The organism is Paraburkholderia sp. UYCP14C, assembly GCF_004197395.1.
Taxonomy (GTDB): domain Bacteria; phylum Pseudomonadota; class Gammaproteobacteria; order Burkholderiales; family Burkholderiaceae; genus Paraburkholderia.
On the sequence record NZ_SELS01000001.1, the window covers coordinates 112964 to 128221 of the forward strand.

Sequence of the window (15258 nt, forward strand, 5' to 3'; positions counted from 1 at the left end):
CAGTGCACGCGCACTGCCCCTCACGTCTTACTTCAGCATTTTCTCAATCTGCAGCAGGATGTCGTCGCGCTTTTCGCGCGTGAGGCCTTTCAGGCGCAACTCGAGCCGGTCGTCCCCGTATGACTTCAGGTCACCCACCGACACCCCGCCGAGCTTGATTTCCAGACGTTGCGCATAGCGCTGGCGGCCGGCTGGTTTGGCGCTCTCCTGCGCAGTCGCCCGGCCTTTGACGATGTCGGCGACCTGGCGTGTGCTCAGATCGTCGGAAAGGATTCGGTTGATCAGTCGCAGCGTCGCGTCCGCGCCGCGAGCCGTGTGATAGCGGCCCACCTGATACGCCATGTTCGAGCCGAAGCGGTCAGGGCGCGCGACCATCTCCTGCATCACGGGTTCCGGGAGCTTGGCGATGGACAGCGCGACGGCAACCGTCGATTCGTCGAGCCCGAGATGTTCGGCCAGTTCCTTCTGGCTCTGGAAATGCCGCTCGTCCAGAAAGCGTCGCCAGACGACGGCGTTGTCGAACACCGTCTGGGAGTCGCGCTGCACGTTGAGGTCGTAGCCGAGCTTGTAGCTCTGGATGCCGATCGGCAGATCGATGACGATCGCCTTCACCGACTCCTTGTTCGCTTCTTTCAGCGCACGCACGCGTCGGCCGCCGTCACTGACGAAGTAGGTGCCGGGGTTGTCGTAGTCGGGAATGACGTGAATTGCCTGCTGCTGTCCCTGCTTCGCCAGATTGACGGCGAGCTCCGCAATCGACGACTTCACATAGAAGTACCGTGGGTTGAACGGACTTGGCTTGATGGTTTTGAGCGCCAGTTCGATGACCTGTCCGGGACGATAGCCGTGTTCGAGCCGCCACGCGCGGTAGGCCGCCGATTCGTTGTCCGGATCAGGAATCTCGGCGTCCTGTAGACGCGACGGCACGACTGCAGGAATCGAACGCCCTGTGATTGCGGGAGTTTTCGCCTCGTTCCTGACCAGACCATCGATTGCATTCAGACGGTCGAGCGCGGTGCGCTTTTCGCTACTGGTCGTGTCAGGGCGTGCTTGAAAACCTTTGGCGAATTGGGACGGTTTCATTCAGGGTCCTTTATGCGCATAAATTCAGGGGAGCAAGGCGGCGATCTCGTTGGCGCACGCCCGTACTTCGAGCGCGGCGAGCTTCGCGCCGCGGTCGTTCATTTGAAGCACCGTTTGCCCTAACGCCATTGCCTGCTTGTAGGCTTCGCGCGTGGGAATCTGGGTCTTGAGGAGAGGGAAGCCGAGTTCTTCGAGCGCGCGCTTCAGCTCGCGCGTGAGCATGCGTTTCTCTTCCGTCTTGTTGAGCAGGAACACCGCGCGCAGATCTTCGTTCATGACCTGCGCTTGCTGGACCAGCTTGACGAGGCCGATGCTCGACCAGTAATCGGCGGGGGACGAGGAGGTTGGGATCACCGCGACGCTCGCCGCGAGCAGAACGACGCCGGAGACTTTTTCGGTGATGGAGGGCGGGCAGTCGACGACGATGATGTCGTAGTCAGCCACGAACTTCTTGATCTCGCGATGGATCTGGCTGCCTGCTTCGGACAGGTTGACGACGGCGAAGGGAATGCCGATGTCGCCGTCGGAGGCAGCGCTGGCCCAGTGAATCAGGGTGTTCTGACCATCCGCGTCGACGACGAGAACGCGTTTGCCTTTCTCGTGAAATGCAGCGCCGAGATGCATCGCGATGGTGCTCTTCCCGACCCCGCCTTTCTGCTGTGTTACCGCGATGATTTCTGCCGCCAAATTTCACCTCCTCTTTTTAGACGCAAATGGATTTTACCTGGTCGAATTGCTATTTCAAATGATTTAAGTAAGTGAAATTCGGAAATAGGCCATTCGGCAAAGGGTTTATGCGCATAAAGAGGCATTGGAGGTGGGCCCGGGTCTTGCGCGAGACGCGAGGAAGCGTCGACTGACACTTAAGCGTTGCCGATCGCTGTGTGACGGAGGGGAAGGGACAGGAGTTGGTGCTCGCGTACCGCGTGCACGGGTGTTGGCGAGTGTTCGCGATTCTCAGGATGATCCGCTGTGAAAAGGAGCTCGCGCATCTGAATAACCAAAGCGCTGTCAGACTTTATGCGCATAAAGGTCGCGTGGTAGTAGCCCGGAGAGAGCATTCGCCATGGACTCGCCCGGCTTCGCTCTTCCCCGGACCCAAGCGGCAAGCGGCAAGCGGCAAGCGGCAAGCGGCAAGCGGCAAGCGGCAAGCGGCAAGCGGCAAGCGGCAAGCGGCAAGCGGCAAGCGGCAAGCGGCAAGCGGCAAGCGTGCCGCCCGCCGATGCTTCATCCGCGCGGGCATATAGGTTGTTGTTTGTACTGCGCCCGTGCGAGCAGCCGCTGAACTCAGGCTGCCACCATCAACCGGCTCCCACTCGGCCCAAAGGCAGCGTCAGTTTATGCGCATAAACCGACCCACCCCACCGCTCGTTCAAACAACGTGCACGCCAGGCAGTCATCCCGCGCCAAGCCATCGAGTCACCCGCTAAAATTCCCGAACCCTCCAAACCGTCAACCACACCCTTCAACGGCACACGCCCTGAACTCAGCCATGATCACGATCTACCACAATCCCCGCTGCTCCAAATCGCGCGCCACCTGCGAGCTAGTCGCGAACACCTACAACCCCGCAATCGAAGGGACGGAAATCGTCGAATATCTAAAGAAGCCGCTCACCGTCGCAGAGCTCAAGAATCTCAATGCTCAACTTGGCTGTCCCGTCCGCGAAATGATCCGCGACACCGAGGCCGAATATAAAGAACTGAATCTTGCCGACCCGTCGCTGACCGACGGCCAGCTCTATGAAGCATTGGCGAAGCATCCGATTCTGTTGCAACGACCGATCGTCGTCAGAAACGGGCGTGCAGTCATCGGCCGCCCGCCGGAAAATGTCGCCACGCTGTTCGCCTGAGCGCGCGACCGTCGAAGTAAAAGCGATCCGCTCAATGCAGTCTCGAACTGCTGTGTCAGGCTTTGCCCGACAGCGCAGCATCCTTGGTCACGATCTTCGTCGGGATCAGGTGCAGTTCAGTGAACGTATCCGCAATGCGCTGTTGCTCCGCGAGTACGTTCGCATCGATGGGCTTGTAGATATGCGCGTAATGGCGCAAGCCTGATTCGATCACGCTCGCGTCGAGCCCCTGAATCGGCGCGAGTTGTGCTGCGGCCTCGCTGTAATGACCGCGCACCCACTCCCCTTCCTTGCCGACTTCATCGATCACGATCGCGAGGACGTCGCCATTCTGTTGCGCGAAGGGCCGCGCGCTCAGGAAGAACTGATGGTGACTCACGATACCTTCGGCATCGGCGAGTTGCCTCGCATTCGTTTGCCGCTTGGCGGCTTCGAGGAACGGATCCCAGATGGCCCACGCATCGACCGCGCCGCGCTCGAAGGCCGCGCGTGCATCGGCGGGCGGCAGATACACGGGTTGAATCTCGCTGAACTTCACGCCGTTCTTCTGCAACGCGGCGACGAGAAACCAGTGCACATCCGAGCCCTTGTTCAGAGCAATCTTCTTTCCCTTCAGATCGGCCAATGTTCTGATTGGCGCGTCCGGATGCACGAGAATGCCTTCGGCGTGCGGCGTCGGAATTTCATACGCGGTATAGACGAAATTCGCACCAGCGGCCTGCGCGAACACAGGGGGCGCTTCGCCTACATAGCCGAAGTCGATGGCGCCGACGTTCAGCCCTTCCAGCAATTGCGGTCCAGCCGGAAACTCGGTCCATTTGACCGTGACGCCGCGTGGCGCGAGCCGCTTTTCGAGCGTGCCGTGCGCCTTCAGCAATACCAGCGTGCTCGCGGCTTTCTGATATCCGATGCGAAGTTCCTTCGCATGTTCATCGGCGGCAAATGCGGCGGCGGAGAAGCCTGGCAACGTAGCGGCGGCCAGCGTTGCGCCTATACCGGCAAGAAACGTACGGCGCGTCAGCAGCGGATCACGGGACATGAGAATACTCGTCGAAAATGAATTTAACGGACGCCAGAAAATGGTCCGATTGGCTCCGACGATAATTCGTCTGCCGGCCTGGACGAACCGATAAATTCGCATAAGCAAATCATGCGGGAGCAGCGAAGCATTGGCCCAACGCCCAACCCATCCCCTCCCGCTACAATCGACCGGCAAAACAGCCCCCCGCGACCACCCGCTCGCGACTGCGTCGATCGACCGAAAACGAAGAGAGGAAAAAAGCCACCGTGCCTGTAACGACAACACTGACACCGTGGGCCGCGCACGACACCCAACTGATCCTGTCGCGCGCGCTAGGACTCGCACTGATCATGCTCTTCATCAGCGTGCTCAAGCTCGCGCCGTTTCTGTCGATCCTGGTCGGCACGTTCGCGGCGGGCTTCGCCGCCGGCCTGCCGCTCGAAGCGGTCGGGAGCGCATTCAGCAAAGGCGCCGGCGCGTTGCTCGGTGACGTGGGCATCATCATCGCGCTGGGCGCGATGCTCGGTGCGTTGATGGCCGAATCGGGCGCCGCCGACCGGCTCGTGTCGACGATCCTGGAGCACTCGACCCCGCGCACGCTGCCATGGATGATGGCCGTCGTCGCGCTGCTCATCGGCCTGCCGCTGTTCTTCGAAGTCGGCCTCGTGATGATGGTGCCGATCATCTTCGTGATGGCGCGTCGCTCGCAACAGCCGATTCTGCGCATCGCGATTCCCGCGCTCGCCGGCATGACGACGCTGCATGCGCTGCTGCCGCCCCATCCGGGTCCGCTGATCGCGGTGAGCGCGCTGCACGCCGATCTTGGTTTGACGCTGGGCCTCGGGCTGATCGTCGCGCTTCCGGCGGTGATCCTCGCCGGTCCGCTGTACGGCATCTGGCTGTCGAAACGGATGCACGTGGTCGAGCCCGAAAAATGGGCAAGCTGTTCACCGCGCATCAGAACGGCACTGAGCCGCCAAGCTTCGCGATCTCTCTGATCACGATCCTGCTGCCCGTCATTCTGATGCTCAGCCGCACGGTCGCGAAGCTGCTGCTCAAGCCCGAAACGTTGCTCTTCGATACGCTGAATTTTCTCGGTGAGCCGCTGATCGCGCTGGGCCTCACCGTGCTGTTCGCGGTGGTCGTGCTCGGCTGGTCGCGCGGCATGGCGCGCGAGCGCGTCGGCGGGATTCTGCGCAAAAGCCTGCCGCCGATCGCCGCGCTGTTGCTGACGATCGGCGCGGGCGGCGGCCTGAAGCAGGCGCTCGTCGTCGCGGGCATCAGCACGACGATCGGCAAGATCGCGGTCGGCGCGCATATGCCGCTCATCTTGCTCGCCTGGTTGATCGCCGTCGCGCTGCGTCAGGCCACCGGCTCGGCGACGGTCGCCAACGACGACGGCGGGTATCGTCGCGCCGGTCGTCGCGGGCCTCAGCACGACGCACAATTCGCTGATGGCGCTCGCGATCGGTGCCGGCTCGGTGTTCTTCTGCCATGTGAACGACGCCGGCTTCTGGATGGTCCGCGAATATTTCGGACTCCAGCTTAAACAGACTGTGATGGTGTGGTCGGTCTTGCAGACGATCGTATCGGTCGTCGGTCTCGCGATGACGCTCGTGCTGTGGAGCGCGTTGACGTGAGCACGGCGCGCGCGACAGCCTCACCCGTCTGGGCCGCGGGTTGACACGCGCACACAGGAATACGCACGCAGCACCTCCCGCGACGCCAGCCAGGCAACCCGCGCCTCGCGTCGCCAACAACAGGAGTCCCCGCCATGCTCGAATTGCGACCAAGCTGCGAAGGCTGCGGCAAATCACTTCCGCCGAACGCGCCGGACGCGATGATCTGTACCTACGAATGCACGTTCTGCGAGGTCTGCGCGCTGACGAAGCTACGCAACGTGTGTCCGAATTGCGGCGGCAATTTCGCGCATCGGCCGATTCGCACACGCGCGCAACTCGCGAAACATCCGGCACGTGCCGACGCGCATCCTGTCGGCATCGATGAAACTTCGCATGCGCGCTTTTTCGACCGCTACCGCGACGTGCCGCCCGGTGAGCGCTGAACGACGGCGCGGCAATGCGGCAACGCGAAGCCGGCAACATCAATGCTCTTGCCGCCTCCAAACGCCTCACTCGTCGCCGCTCACCGCTCCATCCACGCTTGCCGATCCGCCCGCCACATGCGCGGCGACCCGCAGCAGGCGGATCTGCTTGCGATAGTTCCGGCACCCGCTGCAGGTCGGCAGATGCAGGCGGATCGCGAGCCATTCGCCAGTCGACAGCGAGCGGTCGAGCGCATCGGATAGCAGCCGCGTGATGTCCTTACACTTCCCCATTCGCATCCTCGCTGGATAGGCCTTTTTCGCTCAGGCACGTGCGCAGCCGCAGCCGCGCGCGATAGATAAGCACGCTGCAATGATTCGCGTTGATCTGCAGTTCGGCGCAGATCGCCGCGATGTCGAGGTCGAGAAACTCCCGCATCATGAACACGCGTCCGATGTGCTCGGGTAAATGCTCGAGGCACATCTCGAACAGGGTCCAGAACTGCTGCTGGCGCAGTGCGGTTTCGGGTGTCGGCCACGGACGCGGTTTGCTCTCGCGCGACCAGTGGCCGTTGTCCTTGAAGAGCTCGCGATCGAGCAACGCCTCGCCGTCGAGTTCGGCTTCGAGCGCCGACAGATTGACCGTGCGCCGGCGCGCGCGCAACGTGTCGACGAGCTTGTGGCGCAGGATGCCGAACACCCAGGTCTTGTGCTCCGACTGCGCGGCGAAACGCGCGGCCTGAGTCCATGCGGCGGTCAGCGCCTCCTGCACGGCGTCCTCGGCGGCCGCGGCATCGCGCAATTGCAGACGGGCGAAGCGCACGAGGTCGCGCCGCAATTGCGCGAGATAGACGGGATCGTCGAGCGAGGGACCGCCTGGCTGCGTCACGGCGGGCTCCGTCGCTGCGCTGTAGGCCGCGCGCTGCGTTGCGCTGGTCGTCCTGAAACGTCGTGAATCATGAGCGGATGGTCGTCCTCGCACGGTCTGTGGATGCGTGCGCCATTCTCCCTCACGTTCCTGTCCCAGCGAATCGGTATTGAACATATGCCCCTTGGCAATCGATAGCCCGAGGAGCTTGGTCGCGCGGCGCGGCGGTTTATGACAGTCGAGTTTAATTATTGCGAGAAATGAAAACTGATGCTGATGGGTGGACAGGCGGTTTAATTGTTGTTTTGCCCAATCAACGCGTCCTGATCCGCGACCAATTCAGCGCGGGCATCCAACGACGATTATTTCAATTTACAAAAAAAAGTCTTCACATCTTCGCTGTTTGTGCACGCGGGCCTGCTCGTTATTCTTCACGCCATCGATCGCATCAGATCGCGCAACCATACGCAAACGAGGACCCGCACCATGAAACGCATTCTCTCCGCCCTGATCGCTTCAGTCGCACTGTTCGCAGCTGCTTCGGGTGTTGCTCACGCAGACGCGCCGGCTTCGACCTGCAACGGCCCGGCGTCGTACTGCAACGTATTTTTCGGCAACTGATCGGCACGTCGAACGAGACGGCAACGAAGCAGATGTAAAGGGCGCCGGCAACGGCGCACTTTTCGCATTCAGCCCGGATGGGAAAAGGGCGGCGTCAAGCTGCTCCACCTATCCACCGCCGATGGACGACCCGCACGTTCTAACGGCTCGGCGCCTTCCCCCCGCCATCGAGTCCGGCGCCCGTGCGCCACACCTGTTTACCTTTCTCGGACAACTCGCCGCAGCTATGCGTGGCATCGGCTTCGACGCCGTCGACGGCCATCTCGCCGCCCGCCGGCTCCTGCGCGCGTTGCCTGGCCTTCTTGCGCGCGGCGAGCGCTTCGTCGTGGGATTTTCCTGCGTAGTCGAGACTCATGATCCGGTCCTCCAGAATGTCGATCGTGTTCGATTGCCTCAGTTCGGGCGGGCCCGAAGGCATGCTTGATTGACAAGGCAAAAGTTCCACTTATCCACAAGGTTATTCAGCGAATCTGTGGATAACTTTTCGGGCGGCGAGGTTATCCACCGATACCCGCCGCAAGAACCCTTCCCGATCCGCTATCGCCTCGCCAAATCCGCCAGCGCCCAGGCGTTTCGCGCGGCTTTTGCCTATGATGGACACTCCTACTTTGCGCGTCGAGCGCCTTACCTGAGGAAGCGAACATGGCCTATCACATTGCAGTGGTCGTCGGCAGCCTGCGGCGAGACTCGTTCAATCGACACCTGGCTCAGGCGGTGATTTCCCTCGCTCCAGCCGATTTCACCTTTGAATACATCGATATCGGTTCCTTGCCGCTGTACTCCCAGGACTACGACGCCGACTATCCCGAAGCCGGCAAGAAGCTCAAGGAGCGCGTGCAAGCCGCGGACGGTCTGCTGTTCGTGACGCCCGAATACAACCGCTCGATCCCGGGCGTGCTGAAAAACGCGCTCGACTGGGGCTCGCGGCCGTGGGGCACGAATTCGTGGGGCAACAAGCCCGGTGCGGTACTCGGCACCTCGGTCGGCGCGACCGGCAGCGCGCTCGCTCAGCAGCATCTGCGCAACGTGCTCGCCTATCTCGACGTCGCGACGATGGGGCAGCCCGAGGTGTTCATCAAGCACGATCCGGCGGTGATCAACGAAAAAGGCGAGATCCTGAACGACGGCACGCGCAAGTTCCTGCAGACGTTCATGGACCGCTACGTCACGTGGATCAAGCGGCACGGGGCGGTCTAGCCGGGCCTCGGTGTTGCTGACCGGCGCTCTGACCATCCGCCGAGGCAACGACGCAACAACGCAACAACAAGGCGGCGCGCCCGCATAAAGCGGCCGCGCCCGTTTCGCCCGGCGCGACGCCAGCGCGAGATGCACTGGCGGCCCCGCCGAATCCGGCCAGACCGGCCGGCTTCCCTAAACGTGATGATGCCCGGTCACGTGCTCCCACCCATGACGCACCGCGAGCTTGAAGCGCTCCCACGTGCTGTCCGGCGACGTGGTTTCCCAATGGCGGCGTGCTTCGGGCTCGATCTCTTCCCACGGACGATCGCGGAAGCGGGCGTCGCGACCGATTTCCGCGCCGTAGCGATAGGCCGGCACATAGTCTTCATAGCGCGCGTTCGCGGCCGCGTACTGCTCGTCGTAGTGCGTGCGAAAATCCTCTTCGTACTCCAGATATTCGTTCGGCATCTGGGCGCCGGGACCGGTGCCAGGCTGTCCGCCTTCGGGGACGATGTCGGACGGCTGCATCACCGCGCCCGAACCAGGCACGGAGCCGGCGGCGATCGCACTGCGTCCCGCATCGCCGGCGAGCGGATCGACGATGGGTTCGTTGAGCGGATCGCTGATCGGCCGTTCGCTGATCGGCGGCGCGGCGAACGGCTCGGCGCTCGTGCCAATGCCGACCGGGGGCACCGCGCTCAGCGGCCCGGCTGGCGGTAGGGTGCCGGGTTGCATGGTGTCGGCCGCGTTCGTACCGCTCACCGAAGTGGCGCCCGTCGCGCCGGCAATGCCTGTCGATTCAGTCACGCCGGCGGCACTCGCCGCACCCACTGCACCGCGGCTCGAACTCACGCCCGCAGCGCCCGGTGTCGCAGCGGTGTCCCGCCTCCCCGGCGTCGCGCCCGCCTCGGTCGTCACGCTCGAGGTGCGGGGCGTACCCGGCATCACCGCGCCGATGCCCAGCTCATCGAGCACCGAGTGGTCGCGCCCGGTTCCGACCGGCACGTCCGCTTCGGGCAGGCGGTCACCGATATCGGTCGCCCCGAGCCGCACCAGCGTATTGCGCGCCAACTCCGCATGCGACTGGCTCGCCGCATGGACGCACACGAGCACCGCGCCACGCCGCATCGCCTCGGCATAGCGCTCGGGGTCCGACGCGCGCGTGCCGGTCGAAAACAGGCTGGCGAGAAAGCGCTCGATATTCGCGAGCACGCCCGCATTGGCGACTTCGCCGGTGGCCGAGCCGACCGATGGTTCGGCGTTCGCCTGCAACTCGATCGTCTCGCGCGCAAAGCCGGTTTGCACGAGCGTGTCGCGGGCGGTTTCAGCCTGCATGTAAGTGTCGAATAAACCAATCACGGTATGTTGCATGGTTGTCTCCCGACATGTTCTGCTGGACCGGGCGGCGCCCGAGGCGTCGTCCCCTTGCCGTCTTCTGGCACGCAACCTTCATGCCCCCGCACCACCGCGCGGCGGTGCCGCGTCCCACGCGCGGCCGCGCTGCCCAGCGGGCTACGCGTTACGCGGGCTGATGATGAAAAAAGCGCGGCGTATCACGGCCGCGCTTTTTACAAGGTCTGGTAAATGACACCGGCATGACGCCGGGCTCAGGTGTCGGCGGGATGCGCGGCCGCGTCGGCGCTCGTTCGCAGCGCCTCGTGCTGGATCGTTTCGAGCAACTGCTCGAGCAGTCCGATATCGAATGGCTTGGACAGCACGCGCACGTTCACGTGCCGCGCGCGGTCGAGTTCTTCCGCGTAGCCGGTGACCAGAATGACCGGCAGCCGAGGGTCGAACCTGAGCACCGCTTCGGCCAGATCGATACCGTTCATCTTGCCCGGCATATGGATGTCCGACAGCACCAGATCGAACGGCAGCGGCTCGCCGGTGCCCGCATGCGTCGCGCGGGCGTCGTCGAGCACGCGCAGCGCCGTGTCGGCGTTGAACACGCAGGTGACCCGGTGGCCCATCATCTGCAGCAGCGCCTCGGTGCCCGCGGCGACTTCTTCGTTGTCCTCGACCAGCAGCACGTGCAGACCCTGCGGCGCGCCGGCGTCGGGCGCGAGCGCTTCGGCCGGTCCGGACGTTTGCGGCGCGCTCGACGCGCGCGGCAGATAGAGCCGCACCGAGGTGCCCGCGCCGATCGCGCTGTCGATCGCCGCGAGCCCGCCCGAGCCCTCGCAGAACGCGAAGACCTGCGGCAACCCGAGTCCCGTGCCCATGCCTTTGGGCTTGGTCGTGAAAAGCGGCTCGAACGCGCGCGCAAGCACCTCGGGCGCCATGCCGGCGCCGGTGTCTTCGAGCGACAGTTGCACGAACTCGCCGGTCAGCGGAAAGCCGTCCTCGTGACGGAACACGACGTTGCTCGCGCGCACGGTGAAGCGCCCGCCGTTGGCCATCGCATCGCGCGCATTGACGGCGACGTTGATCAGCGCGAGTTCGAGCTCGGCGACATCGACGCGCACCGGCCAGGTATCGACGCCGCTATCGATCACGAGCGACACCTTCGCGCCGAGCGACGCGCGCAGCAACTCGCGGCACGACGGCAACCAGCGTGCGAGCGACAGCGTCTCGGTGCGCAGCGGCTGCTTGCGCGCGACGCCGAGCAGCTGCCGCGTCAGCGACTGGCCGCTCTTCAACGCACGCTCCATCGCCGACATTTCGCGCTCCAGACCGCCGATGCCGCGCCGCCGCATGATCTGCACGTTGGCCGACAGGATCATCAGCAGGTTGTTGAAGTCGTGCGCGACGCTGCCGACCAGCGTGCCGAGCGCTTCCATCTTGCGCGACTGGCGGTACGCGGATTCGATCGAGCGGCGCATCGAGGCCTCGGCCTGCCAGCGTCGCCACGCTTCCTCTTCGGCGCCGAGGCGGCGCAGCGACAGCCAGATCACGCACCACAGCGCGATCGACGGCGTGAACATCGACACGATCAGCACGCTCAGGTGCCTGTACCAGCCAGCCCAGATCGCCGACGTGCGATAGCCGCACAGCACGTAGACCGGGTACGAGCCGACGTGCCGGAACGCGACGATCACGTCGCCGTCGGCGAAGCTCGAGCGCATCCGCACGACGCCGGAGCGCTGCCCCTGCCGGACCGCCTGGGCGAACGGCGAATCGGCCGCGAGCGCGGTCGGCTCGCGCGGGCCGCGCGGGTAATACGCGAGCACCGCGCCGTCGGTGCGCACGAGGCTCATGATGATCGGCGTGTCGTCGCTGTTGCCGAGCAGCTCGCGATAGAACGCGTCGAAATAGCTGGGCCGCAGCGCAATCGACACGACGCCCGCGAACGAGCCATTGGGCGCCTGACGCTCGACGCCCATGTTGAACACCTGCTCGCCGCTGACGTGCCCCGTCATGACTTTCGACACCTGTTCGAGCACGTTGCCGTCGCGGATGCCGACGAAATCGTCGCGCTCGCCGATCGAAATTTCCGGCGACGGATACAGGCGGCTGCTTGCCAGCAGCGCGCCCTGCTGGCCGAAGATCGAGACCGAGGCCACCTGCGGATAACCGCCGCCCAGTGTGCGCAGCTTGTCGTGAATCGTGTGTTCGCGCGCGCGGACGCCGTCGTCGTCGAGGCCCTCGGTCAGATCGACGATGCGCGAGTTCAGGGTCTCGTTCATGTCGAACACTTTCAACGCGTGTTCCTCGGCGACCCGCACCGTGCGCAGCGCCTGATCGGTCGCGTCGGCCTCGCGCGAGCGCAGATCGGCGAATGCCATCGCCGCGACGTAGGCGAACGGCAGCACGATCGCCGCGACCAGCAGCGCGATCAGCGTGATGCGACGCACCTGGAAATTCTGTTCCGGCACGGCGGGAAACGACGCGTCGTCCTGCTCGCGGGCAGGACGACCCGAAAGGCGGCCCGCACGCGCGGAGTCGACCCGGTCTGATGTCATTGTCGTTGACGCGAAAAGTCGTTCGAATCTGGCAGCCCCGTATCGGGCCGTTGCCGGCGCCATGCCGCCTTCAGAACAAGCATAGACGCAGCGCGGGAAAATTTGCCGCAAAGCGAGGGGGACGGGCGTGCGCCGTGGCGGCCGCTCTTTAAGAGCGGCTTTAAAACAGCGACGAATCGGGAAGCGCAAACGTACACAAAAGTATAAACATGAAAAAATGTCAGTTCAGACGATAGAACTATTTCTTGAATTAGCCTAGCATGGAAACAGATCGTTACCGTCAGCGATTCTGGCGAGTTGCTTTTGCGCGGCTTTGCTTCGACAATTCTCGCCACGATAAAAGGGCCGTTGTCACACCTGCGCACCGGATCGTCAAGGTCTGTCAAACGCGTCCTGCTGCATTCGCACCCCTCTCGTCAAAGGCAATTGCAATTCGACAGGCGCCACCGTACCTGACCGCGCGTCGATGGGCAGCTCGCGAAGGCGTGCCGCCATCCGCTGTCGGGACGAACGGAAAACGCAAACAACCAGGCGCGCAAAACGCGTAGACGAACGAGCCGAGTCCTTTATCCGACCTGCCCAAACTCCCCGACACGCCGTTGCCATGCTGCCCATTGTGATCGCCGACGATTCGCTGCTCGCCCGCAAGTTGCTCACGAAAGCACTGCCGCCGGACTGGGCCGTCGAGGTGTCCTACGCGACGAACGGGCGCGAGGCGCTCGCGCTGTATCGCGAGGGCAAGGCATCGGTGATGTTCCTCGATCTGACGATGCCGGACATGACCGGCTACCAGGTCCTCGAAGCGTTGCAGCACGAGGACCTCAATACCTTCGTGATCGTCGTTTCCGCCGACGTGCAGCCGCTGGCCCAGGCGCGCGTGCGCGAGCTCGGCGCGATCGCGTTCATCGCCAAGCCGGTGACGCCGGAGGCGGTCCTGCCCATCCTCAAGGAGTACGGCTTGTATGTCTGAGCCCGCCTTCACCGAAGACCAGCGCGACGCGCTGCAGGAAATCGCCAATCTCGCGATGGGCCGGGCAGCGACGCGGCTCGCGGGGCTGCTCGATGCGTTCATCGAGCTGTCGGTGCCGCGCGTGCGGATGGTCGCGGTGAGCGACGCGGCGCGCACGCTGCGCGAGATGACCCACATCGACGACACGGTCAGCGCGGTGCGTCAGGGCTTTCGCTCGGACATCAAGGGCGAGGTGCTGGTGATCTGTCGCAGCGACAGCATCGCGCAGCTGTGTTCGCTCGTGAGTGACCCATACGCGCGCTCGAGCTACGAGGCGATCAGCGAGCGCGAACTGATGCTCGACGTGGCGAACCTGCTGTCGGGCGCTTGCGTGTCGTCGATACTCGACCAGCTCGGCCGCACGCCGGTGTTTTCCGCGCCGGGCATGCTCGGCGAGATGCTGACCCTCGACCAGGTGTTTCAGCCTGGCGTGCTCCAGTGGCAGGTGGCGCTGCTCGTCGAAGTGAACTTCGCGCTCGAACATCAGAGTTTTCGCGCGCATCTGGTGATGCTGATGGCCGAAGATTCAATCCGTCACATGAACGAAGCGCTCGACGCGCTGCTGTCCAGTCTATGAATGTCTCCATGGAATCGTTGAGCGACCTCGTGGTCGAGCGGGTCGGTTTCGGCATCTTCGTGCTCGACCGCGAGCTGAACGTGCTGATGTGGAATCGCTTCATGCAGGACCACAGCGGCCTGTCGGCGGAGCAGGTGGTCGGCCGTTCGATCTACCAGAACTTTCCGGAGCTGCCGCGCGTGTGGCTGTCGCGCAAGATCGAGAGCGTGTTCCAGCTCGGCAGCTTCGCGTTCAGCTCGTGGGAGCAGCGCCCGTATCTGTTCAAGTTCGATCATGACCGGCCGATCACCGGCGGGGTCGACTTCATGCAGCAGGACTGCACGTTCATGCCACTAATGCGTGGTCGCGAAGTGGTGGCCGTGTGCGTGACGATCTCCGACGTCACGCACGTGAGCATCATGCAGCGCGAACGCGAGGAGGCGGTGGCGAAGCTGCAGGAGTACGCGAATCGCGACGGGCTGACCGGCATCGCGAACCGGCGCTTCTTCGAAGTGCGGCTGCGCGACGAGTTCACGCGCTGGCAGCGCTACGGCGGCGACATGTCGATGCTGCTGTTCGACCTCGATCACTTCAAGAAGATCAACGACCAGTTCGGTCACGGCGTCGGCGATACGGTGCTGCGCGTGATGGCGCAGCGCGTCGCCGGCGTGGTGCGCGCGCAGGACACGTTCGGGCGCTTCGGCGGCGAGGAGTTCGCGCTGCTGCTGCCATGCACGCCACTCGACGACGCGATGCTGGTCGCGGAGAAGATTCGTCGCGTGATCGAGGAAACGCCGGTCGAGCTGATCGGCACCAGCGTGCCGGTCACGGCGAGCCTGGGCGGCGCCTCGGCGCGCGAGGGCGTGCCCGCCTACGACGTGCTGATCAACGAGGCCGACGCGGCGCTGTACAGCGCAAAGCGCCAGGGCCGCAACTGCGCGGTCGCGTTCCGGCTCGCGGGGGCCTGATCCGCTAGCGTTGGCGGCGCTGCCGAGCCCGCCGCGCCGCGCCCGGCGGCCTTCCTCCCGTGCCCCCATCGGCCGGCGAAACTGCGGTCACCGGCAAAGATTGCTATACTTTTCGCCGTTTCCGGCCACCCAGCCGGATGTGTCGCGCGTGTCCG

The 15258-nt window shown here is 64.0% G+C and carries 14 protein-coding genes and 1 pseudogene; 7 read left to right on the plus strand and 8 right to left on the minus strand.

Annotated elements, in window-relative coordinates:
* Positions 1–27: 27 nt before the first annotated feature.
* Entirely contained in the window at positions 28–1083 is a 1056-nt protein-coding gene (locus EVC45_RS00480) for a ParB/RepB/Spo0J family partition protein (protein WP_129956084.1), read from the minus strand.
* A gap of 24 nt (positions 1084–1107) precedes the next feature.
* Positions 1108–1770, minus strand: a complete 663-nt coding sequence (parA, locus tag EVC45_RS00485) for a ParA family partition ATPase (RefSeq protein ID WP_013092840.1) — start codon at positions 1768–1770, stop codon at positions 1108–1110.
* A gap of 805 nt (positions 1771–2575) precedes the next feature.
* On the opposite strand from parA, the gene arsC reads away from it, so the two are divergent.
* On the plus strand, positions 2576–2935 hold the full coding sequence (arsC, locus tag EVC45_RS00495; protein WP_129956085.1) for an arsenate reductase (glutaredoxin): 360 nt from the start codon (positions 2576–2578) through the stop codon (positions 2933–2935).
* A 55-nt stretch (positions 2936–2990) separates the two neighbouring features.
* Here arsC and EVC45_RS00500 read toward each other — a convergent pair whose 3' ends face one another.
* Entirely contained in the window at positions 2991–3974 is a 984-nt protein-coding gene (locus tag EVC45_RS00500; protein WP_129956086.1) for a sulfonate ABC transporter substrate-binding protein, read from the minus strand.
* Between the two features lie 248 nt (positions 3975–4222).
* On the opposite strand from EVC45_RS00500, the pseudogene EVC45_RS00505 reads away from it, so the two are divergent.
* Together EVC45_RS00505 and EVC45_RS00510 are read left to right on the plus strand one after the other, a co-directional pair.
* Positions 4223–5596: pseudogene (locus tag EVC45_RS00505) on the plus strand (gluconate:H+ symporter).
* Between the two features lie 134 nt (positions 5597–5730).
* Entirely contained in the window at positions 5731–6021 is a 291-nt protein-coding gene (locus tag EVC45_RS00510; protein ID WP_129956087.1) for a DUF1272 domain-containing protein, read from the plus strand.
* A gap of 66 nt (positions 6022–6087) precedes the next feature.
* Here the strand turns inward: EVC45_RS00510 and EVC45_RS00515 are convergent, their stop codons facing one another.
* The 3 genes from EVC45_RS00515 to EVC45_RS00525 form a co-directional block, all read right to left on the minus strand.
* The gene (locus EVC45_RS00515; RefSeq protein WP_211193350.1) at positions 6088–6300 is read right to left on the minus strand and encodes a zf-HC2 domain-containing protein; all 213 of its coding nucleotides are present in this window, start codon (positions 6298–6300) and stop codon (positions 6088–6090) included.
* Positions 6281–6889: an RNA polymerase factor sigma-70 gene (locus EVC45_RS00520; RefSeq protein WP_129956089.1), complete on the minus strand. Its 609-nt coding sequence runs from the start codon at positions 6887–6889 to the stop codon at positions 6281–6283. Before EVC45_RS00520 ends, EVC45_RS00515 begins: the two co-directional genes overlap by 20 nt.
* 739 nt (positions 6890–7628) lie before the next feature.
* A complete protein-coding gene (locus EVC45_RS00525; protein WP_129956318.1) occupies positions 7629–7844 on the minus strand; it encodes a hypothetical protein in 216 nt (71 codons plus the stop codon).
* A 287-nt stretch (positions 7845–8131) separates the two neighbouring features.
* Here EVC45_RS00525 and EVC45_RS00530 point away from each other — a divergent pair, with 287 nt between their 5' ends.
* Positions 8132–8686: an NADPH-dependent FMN reductase gene (locus tag EVC45_RS00530; RefSeq protein WP_129956090.1), complete on the plus strand. Its 555-nt coding sequence runs from the start codon at positions 8132–8134 to the stop codon at positions 8684–8686.
* A gap of 174 nt (positions 8687–8860) precedes the next feature.
* On the opposite strand, the gene EVC45_RS00535 is transcribed toward EVC45_RS00530, so the two are convergent.
* Together EVC45_RS00535 and EVC45_RS00540 are read right to left on the minus strand one after the other, a co-directional pair.
* A complete protein-coding gene (locus EVC45_RS00535; protein WP_129956091.1) occupies positions 8861–10039 on the minus strand; it encodes a hypothetical protein in 1179 nt (392 codons plus the stop codon).
* 236 nt (positions 10040–10275) lie between these two features.
* Positions 10276–12570 (minus strand): hybrid sensor histidine kinase/response regulator, encoded by a 2295-nt coding sequence (locus tag EVC45_RS00540; RefSeq protein WP_129956092.1) that lies wholly within the window; start codon positions 12568–12570, stop codon positions 10276–10278.
* Between the two features lie 604 nt (positions 12571–13174).
* Here EVC45_RS00540 and EVC45_RS00545 point away from each other — a divergent pair.
* Genes EVC45_RS00545 through EVC45_RS00555 form a run of 3 tightly spaced genes read left to right on the plus strand, consistent with a single transcriptional unit; the run spans position 13175 to position 15103 of the window.
* Entirely contained in the window at positions 13175–13540 is a 366-nt protein-coding gene (locus EVC45_RS00545) for a response regulator (protein ID WP_129956093.1), read from the plus strand.
* Positions 13533–14156: a chemotaxis protein CheC gene (locus tag EVC45_RS00550; RefSeq protein WP_129956094.1), complete on the plus strand. Its 624-nt coding sequence runs from the start codon at positions 13533–13535 to the stop codon at positions 14154–14156. Before EVC45_RS00545 ends, EVC45_RS00550 begins: the two co-directional genes overlap by 8 nt.
* Positions 14153–15103 (plus strand): diguanylate cyclase, encoded by a 951-nt coding sequence (locus tag EVC45_RS00555; RefSeq protein WP_129956095.1) that lies wholly within the window; start codon positions 14153–14155, stop codon positions 15101–15103. The genes EVC45_RS00550 and EVC45_RS00555 overlap by 4 nt, the downstream gene beginning before the upstream one ends.
* Positions 15104–15258: the final 155 nt, after the last annotated feature.